Below are 14,565 nucleotides of genomic sequence, written 5' to 3' on the forward strand. Positions count from 1 at the left end.
CGATCCTCAGATGCGCGGCGTCAGGCGCACTTGAGGGATGGGCTTGAGCGAGCCTACATCCAGCGTGCGCGGCTGTCCCGAGAACTTGCGCGGCGTGGCGGCGCCGAGGCCGTCCAGGCCGGTGAGGAAACGCGCCGCCTCGGCCCGCAACGCCGACGAGCGCTTGTATCGCGCATCCGTGTCCAGGAGCACCAGCCAGTCCGCTGCCGTGCCGTCGCGCTCCTCGGCTGCCGTGCCGACGCCGGTGCCAGGTCTTGCGCCCATCGCCGACGTCAGCCCGACGGTCGCCGGCTGCATCACCCCGAGGAAGGTCGTCAGCCGCGCGCGCCGGTGGCTGTCCCAGCCCGCGCCGCCTTCGACCCCCAACGGATGGAAGCGCGCGACCAGGCGTTGCGCCGCCATGCCGCCCGCCTCTGCCAACGCGACGATCGTTCCGGCGGGCATGGCGAGGTTGAGTCCACCCTCGTCGGCCCTTTGACTGATCTGGACGATGCGGTCGCGGAAGCCCGGCGTCGGGAACAGGATCTCGTCGCGCCAGTTCTGCATCGTGCCGACGATGCTCCACAGGAAGCCGGCCAGTCCCGCCAGCGGCGCCTTCTCTCTCGCCTCCGCCGGGCGATGCTCCCAACCGTCGACCAGGTCCGGTTCCGGCCAGTAGCGCAGGCGGCCGCCGCGATCGTCTTCCGGCAGGTAGATCCGCCCACCGTCATTGCCCGGGTCCTCGGGCCGGATCACGTGGTCCGGATGCGGCGCCTTCAGGTTGACCGCGAAGGTCGGGTGCCGCGGCAGCATCGCGTCGAACAGGTGCAGCGGCATGTTGCTGCCGATGCCGCCGTCGGAGAACCAGATGCGCGTCGCCCGCAGTCTCAGGCGGCGGCGCTCCGCGGCCGTCGCCGCGGCGCGCGCCTCGGCCTGCGTGCGCTGGTTGGCCGTGCGCGACCAGTCCACCGCGTACAGCGGCACCGCCGACAGCAGCAACGGGAAGCTCAGGCTCATCCGGATCGCCACCACCACGGGCAGGTCGCCATGCCGCGGCAGCGAGCGCAGCGCGCGGCCCTGGGCGCTCTCGATCACCGGGCCGTCGTAGCTGCCGTCGAACGGCGCCGCCAGCGCCGCCATCACCGCCGGCGGAAACAGCAGTGACCACTCCGTCGGGTCGTAATAGAACATCGGCGTCCCGGGCCGGAACGGGATGCTGTAGACCATCTGCTGGCTGACCGCGCTGGTGATCACCTCGAGGTTGATGCGGCGCGTCGCCGGGTCCGGTCCCCACAGGTCGCCGAAGCTCAGCGGCGGTCCGTCGAAGCTCTTGCCGGCCAGCTCATTGAAGTAGACATGGAGCCAGTCGGTGAGCGCGGTCTGGCCGCCCACCTCACCCGACCCGCCGCGCTCACCACGCGCGCCCTGGTCCGGTTGCGTCAGACCGCTGCACAGCCCGTAGCCGTTGTCCTTCAGCCCGCGGAGCAGGCTCCTGGCGAAGAGCGCCAGCACCGTGCCGAGCATCGCAGCGCTCACGAGCGCGACGATCATCGCCAGCCCCACGACCGCGAGCAGCTTCTGCCAGGGGCCGGCGCTCCCGTCGGATGCGAGGAATTGGAGATACGGCACCAGCAGCGCCGCACCGACGGCGGCCATCGCCAGAACGGCGACGCCGTGCATCGCCACCATTCCGACGAGGACGGAGATCGCCGCCGCGCCCGCAGGCTTGCCGAGCGCCCGCGTCAGCACGTCGAAGTGGCGGCGCAGCGCGGGCACCGGTTGGAAGAGCGTGAACAGCCGGCTGCGACCGGGGCCAGGTCTTGCGCCAGGGAGCACGGCGCCGAGTTCTTCCGGCAGTCGGGCCAGGCGCTCGAAGGCGCCGGCATGACCGCGCTGGCGGCCGAGCTCCGCCGCGGCGCTCGCCCCCGCCGCGATCGCGCCGGCCGACGTGCCGCCGATGTTCTTGAACCGGTACCGATCGGAAAGACCGGCCACCAGCCGCGGATAGATCACGCCGCTGGTGACGCCGCCCTTCATGACGAGATCGCAATGACTGACCCCGTCCGCCTCTGACTGCCGCATGTCGTCGCTTCCCAAATCACCCCATGACACCTGATTCTCCGGGTCCGGGCGACAGGCGCTGTCAGGATCGTCCGGACTCGACGGTCTGCACCCGGCCGTCGCGCAGCATCACGCGGTGATCGCCGAAGCGCGCGAGATCCTCGGGATCGTGCGTGATCATCAGCATCGGCACGCCGACGCGCTCGAGCAGCGTGTCGAGCTCCGCCCGCATGCGGCCTCGCAACTCCGGATCGAGCGCGGAGAACGGCTCGTCCAGCAGCAGCGCGCGCGGCTCGTTCACCAGCGCGCGGGCCAGCGCGGTGCGCTGGCGCTGTCCGCCGGACAGCTGGTGCGGTCGCTGCTGCGCGACGCGTTCCAGCTCGAAGGACTGGATCCAGCGGTCGACCGCCTCGCCGCCGTCGTGACGCGAGGGGTTGCGCCAACCGCGCTTCAGCGCGAAGGCGATGTTCTGCCGCACCGTGAGTTGCGGGAACAGCGCGTAGTCCTGGAAGAGATAACCCAGCCGCCGCTCGCGGGCCGGCACGTCGATGCGCGACGCGCTGTCGAAGACCGGACGGCCGTCGATGTAGAGGGTGCCCTCGTCCGGCTTCAGCAGACCGGCGATGGCCTGCAGTGTCAGGCTCTTCCCCGCTCCCGACGGTCCGTAGATGACCGTCCGCCGTGCGTCGGTGCTGAAGGCGACGTCCAGCTCGAAGCGGCGACCGCCGCCCTCGACGTGCTTGCGGATGCGGACCTCGAAGCTCATGCCGCGCTCCTCGGCCCGGCCAGCTTGCCGGCGGCCAGCAGCACCACGATGCAGGTCAGCGACACGATCAGCACCAGCAGGTTGGCGGTGTCGTCCTGCCCGGCCTGCACCGCTTCATAGACGGCGACGGACAAAGTCTGCGTCTTGCCCGGAATGCTGCCCGCGACCATCAGCGTCGCGCCGAACTCGCCCAGCGCACGCGCGAAGGCCAGCAGCACGCCGGCGAGCACGCCGCGCCACGCCATCGGCAGCGTCACGCGGAAGAACAGCGACCATTCGTTGAGCCCGAGCACGCGGCCCGCGCGCTCCAGCTGCGGATCGACGCCTTCAAACGCGGCCCGCGCGGACTTCATGACCAGCGGGAAAGCGACGATGGTCGCCGCGATCACCGCGCCCTGCCAGGTGAAGATCAGGTTGATGCCGAAGGTGTCCCACAGCCAGGCGCCGAGCCAGCCGCGCTTGCCGATGACGACCAGCAGGTAGTAGCCGAGCACGGTCGGCGGCAGCACCATCGGCAGGGTCAGCACGGCGTCCAGCAGCTCACGGCCCGGGAAGCGCAGCCGCGCGAGCGCGAAGCCCGCGGCCACGCCGAGGACCAGATTGAGCGCGGTCGCCCAGCCGGCGACCTTCAGCGACAGCGCGAGCGCGATCCAGGCGGATTCCACGGGGGACGGCGCTCCTCAGCCGGACGTCGACAGCCGGTCAGCCGGTCCGCGGCTCAGGGCTTCTGGAAGCCGTACTTGGCCAGCACCGCCTGGCCCGGGGCCGAGGCGACGAAGTCCAGGAACTGCTTGCCGCCGTCGGCGTTCGAGCCGCCGTTGGTGACGGCGATCGGATAGGAGATCGGCGTCTCGGTCGGCACGCTGAACAGGATGCGGACCTTGTCCTTCAGCACGAAGGCGTCGGTCGCGTAGACGAAACCGGCCTCGGTCTCGCCGCGCGAGACGTAGTCCAGCGCCTGGCGCACGTTCTGCGCGTAGACGGCCTTGGGCTCGAGGGCCGCCCACAGGTTGGCCTTCTCCAGCGCGGCCTTCGTGTAGCGGCCGGCGGGCACGCCCTCGGGCTTGCCGATGGCGATGCGCTTGACGGTGGGCTGCTGCAGCTCGGCCAGCGACTTCAGCGTCACGCCGTTCTCCACCGGCGTGATCACGACCAGCGAGTTGCTGACGAAGTTGCGACGCGAGCCGTCGACCAGCAGCTTCTGCTGCTGGGCCTTGTCCATCGTCTCCTGGTCGGCCGACGCGAAGACGTCGACCGGTGCGCCCTTGGCGATCTGTGCGAGCAGCGCGTCCGACGCGGCGAAGTTGAACTGGACCTTGGTGCCCGGATGCGCGGCCTCGAAGGCGGGCGCCAATTCCTTGAACGCGTTGGTCAGGCTGGCGGCGGCGGACACGGTGACGTCGGCGGCATGCGCGAGGCCGGCGGCCATCAGCGCGAGGGTCAGCACCGCGGCGCGGCGAGCGATCTGGACGGGGCGAATCGAGCGCATGGCGAGTCCCTCGAAGGGTGGACACAAAGGAGGCTCGCAATATATCCCAGGATATTGCGCAGCACGGCGCTCGAACAAGGGCCACCTCGCAGCGCGCACGGCCAAGGCGAAAGCCATGGCCCGAGGCGCTCGGTGACTCGACGCCGGCGGCGTCGGAGCCCCTTGGAGCGAATTCCGAGCGGCGAGGAGGAGATTGAGCGGAAAGGGGCTCCGACGCTGCCGGCGTGCGCGCCGATCTCAGGACGCGAGCAGCTTCAGCAGCCGCTTGATGTCCGTCTTGCAGGCCGCGAGTGCGCTGTCCTCGATCTGCCGATAGAGCGCGACCAGCGCGCGCCCGGAGTCGGTGAGCGCGCTCCCGCCGCCCTTGGCGCCGCCGGCTGCGGTGGCGACGGCGGGCTCCTTGAGCGCTTTGTTGGTTTCGTCGATCAGGAGCCAGGCGCGGCGGTAGGACATGTCGAGCGACTTGGCGGCCGCGGTGATCGATCCGGTGGCGTCGAGGGCTTCCAGCAGGGCGATCTTGCCGGGACCGATGGCGATGACATCGCCGACGGTCACGCGCATGCGCAGCTTGAGTTGGGGAGCCTGGGGATCGATCGGGCGGGACATGCCGCGATTAGAGCCGATCCGACGCGTCCCGCATCGTCGCCGCGGATCGATCAGCAGCGGCCGTGGGACGTCGACAGGGAGGTGCCCCAGACCTTGAAGCAGGCGTCGCCGCCGACCTCCTGCCGGAAGATGTCGTGCCACGGCGCCCAGACCAGGCCGGTCATGACTTCGGCTGAGGCGGTGGCCTTCGATGCGTGGATCCCGCGGAAGCGGACGGTCCAGGTCTGTCCCAGCGACAGCGAGCCCGAGGCGTGCCTCTGTTCCCGCCCGCTGCTGTCGACGTAGGTGACATGGAAGCGCGCCACATAGCCGCCGTTGTTGACGAACCGGATCTCCTGCATGCCCTCCCTCAGATCCCGCGCGATGTCGGCGACAGGCGTCGGCAGCGTGATGGACGCCTCCGAGGGATCGCTTTTGACCTCGTCATTCCACTGCACCCGCTCGACCTTCATCGAGGTGCCTGATCCAGGCCGGGTGGTGAACGCGACGTACAGGTGCGTTTGCGGGCTGTCGGCGCTGGAGAAGAAGGTCCGGATCTTCCCCGGCGGCGGCGGGCTGCCGCCTTCAGGCGCATGGCCGCCCATGAAGAGCGCTCCGACCTCGTATTGTTCGAGCAGGCTCATGAACGTCAGGAACGACGGGTCCGAGGCGTTGTCCATTCCCCCCGGGTAGAGCACCACGATCGGCAGGCCGGCGGCCCGGGCCTTGCGGAGGTCCTGAGCCAACCACGGCAATGGCGATATCAGTTCGACGATCTCCGTGCGCGCCTTCTGCCAGATGTAGCGGCTGCTTCGCGCCGCATGCCTCGGCGCGAGGTTCACCGTCACGAAGTGCACGCCGTTGCGCCGGACGGACCACCCCAGGCTGCCTCGCTGCTCCCGGACGTTCGTGCCGTTGAGGTACTCCCGCACATCGAGGTCCAGGTTCGCATCGGCCGGCAGATGGCGTTGCAGCACGTCCACGTTGCGATGCAGGCATTCATAGGGACCACAGCCATCGACCTGGTTCTGGTAGTCGCGATCGCCCAGCGCCAGCAGCGCCGGCATCTCCAGCCGCTTCAGCTCGCCCTCGATGAACGTCCACTGGTCGTCCCGGCCGGATGCCGTGAGGTTGCCGTTCAAGAACGTCGCGAGCAAGGGTTGATCGCGAGAGCGGCGGTTGATGGCGCCGACCCGCTGACTGATGAAGTGCTCCGCGTCGGCCTTCGGATCGCCCGTCCGGGACCAGGGACCCCGCGCGGGCTCCGGATAGGCCAGGTTCGACAGGATCGCCACGCTGAAGCGGGTGTCGACGGCCTGCGCCCAGGCGCCGGACGCCGTGCAGGCCAAGGTGGCGACGATCGCCTGCGCGACGCGGCGCAAACGCCCACGCGCACGCCCGAGGCGGCCGGCGCGTGGGGTCGGGTCTTGTCTGTAGGAATTCATCGGTTCATCTCCGGAAGTCAACGAGGAGATGTCCATGCTCCCGCGCCCGGCGCAGGGGGTCGATGACACAGACCACCCTCCCTGCACAGCCGACAACCTGTCGTCTTGCGTCCGACCGACTGATATCGGTCAGGTCCTGCCGAGGATCGGATCAGGACTACGCCATCCGCCAGCAGCCGCGCCCGGCCGCCTTGGCCGCGTAGAGCGCGTCGTCCGCGCGGCCCAGCAGCGCCACGTCGTCCTCCGCCCCGCCGTCGTGGCAGGCGATGCCGATGCTGGTCGACAGCTGCAACACCTGACCCTGCAAGGTCAGCGGCGCCTTCACCACCTCCAGCAGCTTGTCCGCCACAAGCGTCGCCTCCTGCGGCGCGTGCAGGTTCTCGAGGATCAGCACGAACTCGTCGCCGGCCAGCCGGCAGAACTGGTCCGTCTCGCGGATCGCACCGCGCACCCGGTCGGCGAAAGCCCTCAGCACCACGTCACCGGCTGCGTGCCCCAGCGAATCGTTGATCTGCTTGAAGTGGTCCATGTCCATGAACATCAGCGCCATCGTCCGTTCGTTGCGGCGTGTGCGGGCGATCGATTCCGACAGGCGGGACTCGAACTGCCGCCGGTTCGGCAAGCCCGTGAGCGGGTCCACGCGGCTGAGCTGGTCCAGCTCCCGCTCGACCTGCTTGAACGGCGTGATGTCGGTCGCCAGCGTGTAGACGCCCGCGACGCTGCCGTCCGGGCGCAGGTCGGGCACGTACTCGGCGAGCATGTCCCGCACCACGCCGTTGCTTTCCGAGCGCGTCTCGAAGCGTTGCCGGACGCCCGCCAGCGCGGCCTTCAGGAAGGGCTGCCGCTGCGCGTGCAGCACCGGTCCGATGACCTCCAGCAAGGTCCGGCCCAGCGCCGCCTCCGGCTCCATGCCCATCCAGGTGCGGAAAGTCGCGTTGAGGAACTGCAGCCGTTCCTCCGCGTCGATGTAGGAGATCAGCACCGGCAGGTTGTCGGCGATCGTGCGCAGCCGGCGCTCGCTGGACTCGTGGCGCAGCACGGCGTCGTGGAGCTCCAGCGTGCGCGCTTCGACGCGCAGCTCCAGCGAGGCGTTCAGCTGCGCCAGCGAACGGTCCTGCTCGGCCTGCCGGTGCGCCAGATCGGTCAACGCGTGCGACAGCAGCGCCGCCTCGCGATAACCGCCGACGGCGGGGAGCGCGTCCTCGCTCAGGTGGCGACGTTGCGCGATCGCGTCGGCCAGCTCGTTCAGCGGGCGGGTCATGCGCCGCGCCAGCCACCAGCTCAGCGGCACCGCCGCCGCCAGCATCAGGATCGCGCTGAGCATGATCTGGCGCCGCAGCCCGTAGTAGTCGGCGAGCGCCACCGCCACCGGCTGCCGCACCAGCACCGTCCAGCCCAGGCCGGGATACAGGCCGTAGCCCTGGCTGGGCACGCTGACGGCGAAGTAGTCGACACCGTCGGCCTCGTGGTGCCGCAGTCCCTGGCCGTTCTCGGTGCCGATGGGCATCTTCTTTCCCTCGCGGTCCGACGGCCCCAGGATCACCACGCCGTCCTTGCCCAGGACCAGCGCGTCGGCCTGGTGGGACGCCATCGTCGCGTCGATCAGCTCGCTCTTGATCTGGCGCGCCCAGCCCCAGCTCAGGTGCACGCCGAAGACGCCCTGCAACTGGCCGTGGTGGTCCAGCAGCGGGATCGCGAAGTCGACGAAACGCCACGGCTCGTTCTGCCGCGGCAGCAGCTTTTCCAGCAGCAAGGCCGCGTGCACGTCGCCGACGAAGGGCTGACCGCCCTTCGCGCCCTGCCACCACGGGCGCTTGGAGACGTCGACGCCGTCCAGCAGCCCGCCGGCGGCGGCCAGCACCTTGCCTTGCCCGTCGGTCACGCCCAGCCACGCGAAGTGGTCGAAACCGACCTGCACTTGGTCCAGCGCGCGGCGCATCGCCTCGGGATCGTCGAAGCGGCGGAAGGGCTCCAGCTGGGCCAGCACCCGCACTTCCTTGAACTGCTGCGCCATGCCGCGGTCCAGGGCGTCGCGGAAGTCGACCGCGACCTGTCGCAGCGACTCGACCGCGCGGCGCTCGGCATGGGCGCGGGCGAAGTTCTCGATGAGCAGGGCGGAGATCAGCAGCGCCGCCGCCACCGCCGCCAGCACCATCGCGGTGAGCCAGCGGCCGAGAGAGGCGCGCGACCCGCGCGGCGGGACGAAGCCGTCGGCGCTCGCGCCCGGTCCGTGAGGACCCCCGGGCGCGGGAGGAGACGGCAGGACCTGGACGTTGTCGTGCATCACTGCAGTTGTAGCGAGAGCGGGCGCAACCTGCAACGCGGGATAGTGCCACTGCACCAGCGGCGGGCAAAGACCGACCCTGTGCGGGCACCGTCGCGGGGCGGACTTTGCAGGCGCACCAAAAGCGATCAAGCTGGAGGCCCTGCCGGCCCGCCCGCCGGACGGGGGTGGGCACGGCGCTTGCAACCTGCCCCTCCCGACCGCCACCCGGAGGCGGTCCGTCCCTGGAGACCTCATGCATGCGCTGACCCTTCCGGCCGCTGGCCACTATGACGAGATGCTGCTGCAAAGCGGCGCGATCCGGCCCAGCTACCAGGCCTTCGCGGACTGGCTGCACGCGCAGACGCCCGACGCCCTGGCCAAGAAGCGGGCCGAGGCCGACCTGCTCTTCCACAAGGTCGGTATCACCTTCGCCGTCTACGGCGACGAGGCCGGCGCCGAGCGGCTCATCCCCTTCGACACCGTGCCCCGCATCGTCCCCGCCGACGACTGGCGGATGCTGGAACGCGGCCTGCGCCAGCGCGTCACGGCCCTCAACCGCTTCCTCTGGGACATCTACCACGACCACGAGATCGTGAAGGCCGGGCTGATCCCCGCCGAGCAGGTCTTCGCCAACGCGCAGTACCAGCCGGCGATGCAGGGGCTGGACCTGCCGCTGGGCGTGTACGCGCACATCACCGGCGTGGACCTGATCAGACATTCCGACGGCGGTTATTACGTGCTCGAAGACAACCTGCGCGTGCCCTCCGGCGTCAGCTACATGCTGGAGAACCGCAAGATGATGATGCGGCTCTTCCCGGAGCTGTTCGCGAAGTACTCGATCGCGCCGGTCGCGCACTACCCGGCGCTGCTGCTGAACACGCTGCGCCAGGCCAGCCTGGCGGACAACCCGACCGTGGTCGTGCTGACGCCGGGGCCGTTCAACTCGGCCTACTTCGAGCATGCCTTCCTCGCGCAGCAGATGGGCGTGGAACTGGTCGAGGGTCAGGACTTGTTCGTCAAGGACGGGTTCGTGTTCATGCGGACCACCGTCGGGCCCAAGCGCGTCGACGTCATCTACCGCCGCATCGACGACGCCTTCCTGGACCCGCTGGCCTTCCGGTCGGATTCGATGCTGGGCGTGCCGGGGCTGCTCTCGGTCTACAAGCAGGGGCACGTGGTGCTGGCCAACGCGGTCGGGACCGGCGTGGCGGACGACAAGTCCATCTATCCGTATGTGCCGGACATGGTCCGCTTCTACCTCGGCGAGGAACCCATCCTGCACAACGTGCCGACCTGGCAGTGCCGCAAGCCGCAGGACCTGGACCACGTGCTGGCCAACATGGGCGAGCTGGTGGTGAAGGAAGTCCACGGCGCCGGCGGCTACGGGATGCTGGTCGGACCGGCCTCGACGGCGGCAGAGGTCGCGGACTTCAAGGAACGCGTGAAGGCCAATCCCTCGAACTACATCGCGCAGCCGACGCTGTGCCTGTCGAGCTGCCCGACCTTCGTCGAGCGCGGCATCGCGCCGCGCCACATCGACCTGCGGCCCTTCGTGCTCTCGGGGCGCGAGGTCAACATGGTCGCCGGCGGCCTGACGCGCGTGGCGCTGAAGGCGGGCTCATTGGTCGTCAATTCGTCCCAGGGTGGTGGCACCAAGGACACCTGGATCCTGGAGAACTGAACCATGCTCAGCCGTACCGCCGCACAGCTCTACTGGATGAGCCGATACATGGAGCGCGCCGAGAACCTGGTGCGCATGCTCGACGTCACGCATTCGCTGTCGCTGCTGCCGCAGTCGCGCGGGGCCGCGACGGAACTCGCCGCGCCGCTCGCCGTCACCGGCACGCTGGAGGCCTACCAGGCGCGGCATCCGCAGTTGAGCGCCGCGCAGCTCTTCCGCTTCATGGGGATCGATCTGGAGAATCCCGCCTCGGTGCTGTCGTGCATCCGGCAGGCGCGCGAGAACGCGCACGCCGTGCGCGGCCAGATCACCGCCGAGATGTGGGAAGCCATCAACACCAGCTGGCTGGAAGCCCGTGAGCTCGCGCGCAAGGGCGTGGTCGAGCCGTCGTCCTTCTTCGACTGGGTGAAGGAGCGTTCCCACCTGTTCCGCGGCGCGACCTACGGGACGCTGCAGCGCAACGACGCGTACTGCTTCATCCGGCTGGGCACCTTCGTCGAACGCGCGGACAACACCGCCCGGCTGCTGGACGTGAAGTCGCAGCTGATCGCCCCGGCGGTGGACACGCTGGCGCCGGTCGACGCGCCCAGCGAGAGCGCGCCCGACTTCTACGCATGGAACGCGCTGCTGCGGTCGCTCTCGGCCTTCGAGGCCTATCACGCGGCCTACCGCGACAGCCTCAACGGCCGCCGCGTGACCGAGCTGCTGATCCTGCGGCCGGACGTGCCGCGCTCGCTGCGCGCCTGCTGCGACGAGATCCGCACGGTGCTGCCGCAGATCGAGGCGCGCCCCGGCGACGGGGACGCGGGGCGCAATGTCAAGCAGAGCGCCGGCCGGCTGGCGCTGCGGCTGGAGTATGGTGCGGTGGACGAGATCCTCGACCAGGGGCTGCATCCCTGGTTGACGGGTTTCCTGCAGGATTCGGCGCGGCTGGGCCGCGACATCCAGCAGGCCTATTTCGAGGCGCAGTGAAACCAGGGACAGCGCCATGCATCTGCACATCTCGCACGAGACCGTCTACGCCTACGACTCCCCGGTAGCCCGCAGCACGCAATACCTGCGGCTGACGCCCCGGCCCACGCGCGGCCTGCGCGTGCTGCACTGGGCGCTGGAACTGCCCTCGCCCGCCAGCGCCTGCAAGGACGCCTTCGGCAACACGATGCATGTACTGAGCCTGGACGGCCCGCGGCGCGACATCGTCCTGCGCGCGATCGGCGAGGTCGACACCGACGACGCACCGCCCACGCCGGACCCGGAGGAGGAACTGCCCTCCCCGCTGTTCCTGCGCGACAGCCCGCTGACGCGCGCGGACGCCCAGTTGCGGCAGTTCGCCGCCGGCTTCGCGGACGCCGCGAAGACCGACGCGCACGGGGCGCTGCTCGCGATGATGGCGGCGATCGGCGAACGCATGCCCTACGTGCGGGGCTACACCGATGCGGCCACCCCCGCGGCGGAAGCCTTCGAGACGGGTCACGGCGTCTGCCAGGACCATGCGCAGGTCTTCGTCTGCTGCGCGCGGCTGCTGGGGCTGCCGGCGCGTTACGTCTCGGGTTACCTCGCGACGGACTTCGAACATGTGGCGAGCCACGCCTGGGGCGAGGTACGCCTGCCCGCGGCCGACGCCACCGGACCCGCCCCCGCGCACGGCATGGCCGGCGGCTGGCTGGGGTACGACATCAGCAACCAGTGCCTGGCGGACGGGCGCTACGTGAAGCTGGCGACCGGCGCGGACTACCTGGACGCCTGCCCGGTGCGCGGTGTCCGCACCGGGGGCGGGCTGGAGACGATGCGGGCGGAAGTGCACGTGAAGCCCGGCACGACGGACCAGCAATGAGCGTGCACCACGACGGCGCGTTGCAAGCCTGATGCGCTAACCTTCCGCCCCATGACTTACTGTGTTGCCATGCGGCTGCGTGCCGGCCTGCTGTTCGCGTCGGATTCGCGGACGAATGCGGGCGTCGATCACATCGCCACCTTCCGCAAGATGAATCTGTTCGAGCAACCGGGCGAGCGCCTCATCACGCTGCTCACGGCCGGCAATCTGGCGACCACACAGAGCGTGGTCAGCCTGCTGCGCCAGCGCGCGACGGTCAACGGCCGGCACCTGATGAGCCTGACGTCGATGTACGACGTCGCGGAGCTGGTGGGCAAGACGCTGAAGGAAGTGGTCGCGCGAGACAGCGACGGCGTCGGCCAGTTGAACCAGGGCGTGGACTTCGGCGCCAACTTCATCGTCGGCGGCCAGATCCGGGGCGAGGCGCCGCGGGTCTTCCACGTCTATCCGCAAGGCAACTTCATCGAAGCCACGGAAGACACGCCCTACGTGCAGATCGGCGAGTCCAAGTACGGCAAGCCCATCATCGACCGCGTGATCGACTTCGACAGCTCGCTGGCCGAGGCCACGAAGTGCGCGCTGATCTCGTTCGACTCGACGATCCGGAGCAACCTGTCGGTGGGCCTGCCGATCGACATGCTGCTCTACAAGACCGACAGCTTCGCGCCAGCCGAGCCGCACCGGATCACGAAGGACGATCCCTACTTCACGACGATCAGCCAGGGCTGGGGCGGCGGGTTGAAGCGGGTGTTCGAGCAGTTGCCGGACGAAGACTGGTTCGCGTGAGCGGACGGCAAGCCCGTCACGGCTTGCCCTTGCAGTCGCAGACCTCGCTGCCGTTGTCGAAGACGACGCGCCAGCGGCCATCGGCATCGAGCCGCCAAGTCGACGCAAATCGCGCGACCAGCTTGTCTTTCACGTGCACCGGTCCGGTGGAGTAGCCGAGCTTGCCATCGGGCAGGACCTCGACGAGATCGGGTGTCCATGAGAACGGCGCTTCGGGGTCTTCGAAGAAGCGCTTCCAGTGCGCGAGCACGGCGGCCCGGCCGCGCAGCGGCTGCTTGCCGTCGATGAAGATGGCGTCCTCCGCGACGAATTCGGCGAAGGCCTTGAAGTCCCGCTTGGACATCGTGGCGGCGAAGGCGATCTCGGCGTCGCGGACTGGGTTCTGTTCGCCAGTGACAGAGGGCGTTGCTGCATTCGGCGATGTCGCGGCGGTCGCGCTCAACGCGCCAGAGGCCAGGGCAAGCGTGGAACGGAGGATCGAGCGGCGGTCGGGCATGGCGGGGCTCCGCTGAGTTCGTGGCGAAGTCTAGTCACAGTCCACCCTTCAACAGGAAGTCAGCTGACGGGCAGTGCCCATTTTCCAGGGAACGCGATAAACGCCGGCGCGTGCAGTGCGCGCATGCTGGACGATGAGCGGCCACCAATCGACCAGTCGGGAGGCCATCGGCCAGAACGTCTGCGACGCCCATTGGTTGTCGAGCACATAGGCAATCAAACCGTTCCGTCGTATCGCCTTGCGCTCTTCACCCGCGCGCTTGCTCAGTTGGTCGCGCGTGATCACGACCCAGCAAGATCCCTGCGCTCCGAGTCCATCCATCCATGCGGTGTCAGCCATGTGCGCAGGAAACACTTCCTGCAGATGCACGACCCGCTCCGCGAGATCCTTCTCCTCGGACAGAACCGAAATGGCGCGAGCGATGGTTTCCGAAAGGTTGTTGTCGAACATCACCTTCATGCGGCGACCCTCTGCTCGAACTCGACGGCCGCCATGACCTCTTGAGGCGTCGCACGCCAGAGCCTCGAGACGAAGTCCAAGGCGCCCTTTTCTGCGACGTATGACTGCTGGACGGTGATGGTCGGAACGCCGGTGCGCTCGATGATGGGATGTCCGAACTGACGGCACGGATCAATCACGATCAGTCGCTTCCTCGGCAACGGGAACCATCGCAAAGGCTGGCCGTTGCCATCGAAGTCGATCTGATCTTTCAAGGCCGGCCTGATGATCCGATCGAAAACGTACTGGCGCCGGCGCACGTCCACCAGCTTTCGATCTTGCGCGGAGACGCCGACCATGTCCATGAAGATGCGCTTCCCATCGGTCAGGAAGCGCTTGGACTGCAACGGGTATGGACCCAGGTCTTTCCGAGCCACTTCAATCGTCGCGCGGACCGCCTGCAAGGACACGCCTTGCCGGATCAGCTGCGTGACCATCCGCAGTTCCATCAGGTCCTTGAAGCCCAGCACGTAGTCGCCGCCGATCTCTTCATCGTCGGAGTACTGGAGTAGCCACAGAGGTTGGGTGACCGACGTCCCTGAGGCCGTCTGGCGCGAATACCCCTTCAGCCATCGGCGCACGCTGCGCACATCGGCGCCGACCAATTGGGCGGCGCGAGGAATGCGGTAAAGACCGGTACCCACAAGCGAATGACGTTGACTCATGACGAAGCAGTTTA

General features: G+C 68.8%; 14 protein-coding genes. 4 read left to right on the forward strand and 10 right to left on the reverse strand.

Translation table 11 applies throughout. The features are described 5' to 3' along the window. Positions 1 to 6: 6 nt before the first annotated feature. The 7 genes from ABE85_RS21940 to ABE85_RS21970 all read right to left on the reverse strand — a co-directional run bounded on the left by ABE85_RS21940 (position 7) and on the right by ABE85_RS21970 (position 8,609). On the reverse strand, positions 7 to 2,061 hold the full coding sequence (locus ABE85_RS21940) for a patatin-like phospholipase family protein (RefSeq protein WP_082938839.1): 2,055 nt from the start codon (positions 2,059 to 2,061) through the stop codon (positions 7 to 9). Between the two features lie 61 nt (positions 2,062 to 2,122). Continuing rightward, positions 2,123 to 2,806 (reverse strand): sulfate/molybdate ABC transporter ATP-binding protein, encoded by a 684-nt coding sequence (locus ABE85_RS21945; RefSeq protein WP_067279729.1) that lies wholly within the window; start codon positions 2,804 to 2,806, stop codon positions 2,123 to 2,125. Beyond that, a complete protein-coding gene (gene modB / locus ABE85_RS21950; protein ID WP_067279732.1) occupies positions 2,803 to 3,471 on the reverse strand; it encodes a molybdate ABC transporter permease subunit in 669 nt (222 codons plus the stop codon). The genes ABE85_RS21945 and modB overlap by 4 nt, the downstream gene beginning before the upstream one ends. Positions 3,472 to 3,524: 53 nt before the next feature. Continuing rightward, positions 3,525 to 4,295, reverse strand: coding sequence for a molybdate ABC transporter substrate-binding protein (gene modA, locus ABE85_RS21955; protein WP_197507114.1), 771 nt, complete (start codon positions 4,293 to 4,295; stop codon positions 3,525 to 3,527). A 237-nt stretch (positions 4,296 to 4,532) separates the two neighbouring features. Next, complete coding sequence (locus ABE85_RS21960; RefSeq protein WP_067283319.1) at positions 4,533 to 4,856, reverse strand: winged helix-turn-helix domain-containing protein; 324 nt, start codon at positions 4,854 to 4,856, stop codon at positions 4,533 to 4,535. Positions 4,857 to 4,951: 95 nt separating this feature from the next. Further along, the gene (locus ABE85_RS21965; protein WP_157522766.1) at positions 4,952 to 6,325 is read right to left on the reverse strand and encodes a hypothetical protein; all 1,374 of its coding nucleotides are present in this window, start codon (positions 6,323 to 6,325) and stop codon (positions 4,952 to 4,954) included. Positions 6,326 to 6,482: 157 nt separating this feature from the next. Next, on the reverse strand, positions 6,483 to 8,609 hold the full coding sequence (locus ABE85_RS21970; protein WP_067279739.1) for a diguanylate cyclase domain-containing protein: 2,127 nt from the start codon (positions 8,607 to 8,609) through the stop codon (positions 6,483 to 6,485). A gap of 235 nt (positions 8,610 to 8,844) precedes the next feature. On the opposite strand from ABE85_RS21970, the gene ABE85_RS21975 reads away from it, so the two are divergent. Genes ABE85_RS21975 through ABE85_RS21990 form a run of 4 tightly spaced genes read left to right on the forward strand, consistent with a single transcriptional unit; the run spans position 8,845 to position 12,892 of the window. Further along, complete coding sequence (locus ABE85_RS21975) at positions 8,845 to 10,272, forward strand: circularly permuted type 2 ATP-grasp protein (protein WP_067279743.1); 1,428 nt, start codon at positions 8,845 to 8,847, stop codon at positions 10,270 to 10,272. Between the two features lie 3 nt (positions 10,273 to 10,275). Then, complete coding sequence (locus ABE85_RS21980; RefSeq protein WP_067279746.1) at positions 10,276 to 11,244, forward strand: alpha-E domain-containing protein; 969 nt, start codon at positions 10,276 to 10,278, stop codon at positions 11,242 to 11,244. 16 nt (positions 11,245 to 11,260) lie between these two features. Next, a complete protein-coding gene (locus tag ABE85_RS21985; protein WP_067279750.1) occupies positions 11,261 to 12,106 on the forward strand; it encodes a transglutaminase family protein in 846 nt (281 codons plus the stop codon). A gap of 51 nt (positions 12,107 to 12,157) precedes the next feature. Next, positions 12,158 to 12,892, forward strand: a complete 735-nt coding sequence (locus tag ABE85_RS21990; protein WP_067279753.1) for a proteasome-type protease — start codon at positions 12,158 to 12,160, stop codon at positions 12,890 to 12,892. 16 nt (positions 12,893 to 12,908) lie between these two features. On the opposite strand, the gene ABE85_RS21995 is transcribed toward ABE85_RS21990, so the two are convergent. Genes ABE85_RS21995 through ABE85_RS22005 form a run of 3 tightly spaced genes read right to left on the reverse strand, consistent with a single transcriptional unit; the run spans position 12,909 to position 14,551 of the window. Further along, positions 12,909 to 13,388: a DUF4440 domain-containing protein gene (locus ABE85_RS21995; RefSeq protein ID WP_067279757.1), complete on the reverse strand. Its 480-nt coding sequence runs from the start codon at positions 13,386 to 13,388 to the stop codon at positions 12,909 to 12,911. A 48-nt stretch (positions 13,389 to 13,436) separates the two neighbouring features. Beyond that, entirely contained in the window at positions 13,437 to 13,847 is a 411-nt protein-coding gene (locus ABE85_RS22000; RefSeq protein ID WP_067279761.1) for a hypothetical protein, read from the reverse strand. After that, on the reverse strand, positions 13,844 to 14,551 hold the full coding sequence (locus tag ABE85_RS22005) for a hypothetical protein (protein ID WP_067279764.1): 708 nt from the start codon (positions 14,549 to 14,551) through the stop codon (positions 13,844 to 13,846). The genes ABE85_RS22000 and ABE85_RS22005 overlap by 4 nt, the downstream gene beginning before the upstream one ends. Positions 14,552 to 14,565: the final 14 nt, after the last annotated feature.

The sequence above is a fragment of the Mitsuaria sp. 7 genome (genome assembly GCF_001653795.1).
Taxonomy (GTDB): domain Bacteria; phylum Pseudomonadota; class Gammaproteobacteria; order Burkholderiales; family Burkholderiaceae_C; genus Roseateles.

Coding starts and splice junctions, on each gene's coding strand:
- ABE85_RS21940 (WP_082938839.1), bottom strand. CDS start 2,061: ATGCGGCAGTCAGAGGCGGACGGGGTCAGTCATTGCGATCTCGTCATG.
- ABE85_RS21945 (WP_067279729.1), bottom strand. CDS start 2,806: ATGAGCTTCGAGGTCCGCATCCGCAAGCACGTCGAGGGCGGCGGTCGC.
- modA (WP_197507114.1), bottom strand. CDS start 4,295: ATGCGCTCGATTCGCCCCGTCCAGATCGCTCGCCGCGCCGCGGTGCTG.
- ABE85_RS21960 (WP_067283319.1), bottom strand. CDS start 4,856: ATGCGCGTGACCGTCGGCGATGTCATCGCCATCGGTCCCGGCAAGATC.
- ABE85_RS21965 (WP_157522766.1), bottom strand. CDS start 6,325: ATGAATTCCTACAGACAAGACCCGACCCCACGCGCCGGCCGCCTCGGG.
- ABE85_RS21970 (WP_067279739.1), bottom strand. CDS start 8,609: ATGCACGACAACGTCCAGGTCCTGCCGTCTCCTCCCGCGCCCGGGGGT.
- ABE85_RS21975 (WP_067279743.1), top strand. CDS start 8,845: ATGCATGCGCTGACCCTTCCGGCCGCTGGCCACTATGACGAGATGCTG.
- ABE85_RS21980 (WP_067279746.1), top strand. CDS start 10,276: ATGCTCAGCCGTACCGCCGCACAGCTCTACTGGATGAGCCGATACATG.
- ABE85_RS21985 (WP_067279750.1), top strand. CDS start 11,261: ATGCATCTGCACATCTCGCACGAGACCGTCTACGCCTACGACTCCCCG.
- ABE85_RS21990 (WP_067279753.1), top strand. CDS start 12,158: ATGACTTACTGTGTTGCCATGCGGCTGCGTGCCGGCCTGCTGTTCGCG.
- ABE85_RS21995 (WP_067279757.1), bottom strand. CDS start 13,388: ATGCCCGACCGCCGCTCGATCCTCCGTTCCACGCTTGCCCTGGCCTCT.
- ABE85_RS22000 (WP_067279761.1), bottom strand. CDS start 13,847: ATGAAGGTGATGTTCGACAACAACCTTTCGGAAACCATCGCTCGCGCC.
- ABE85_RS22005 (WP_067279764.1), bottom strand. CDS start 14,551: ATGAGTCAACGTCATTCGCTTGTGGGTACCGGTCTTTACCGCATTCCT.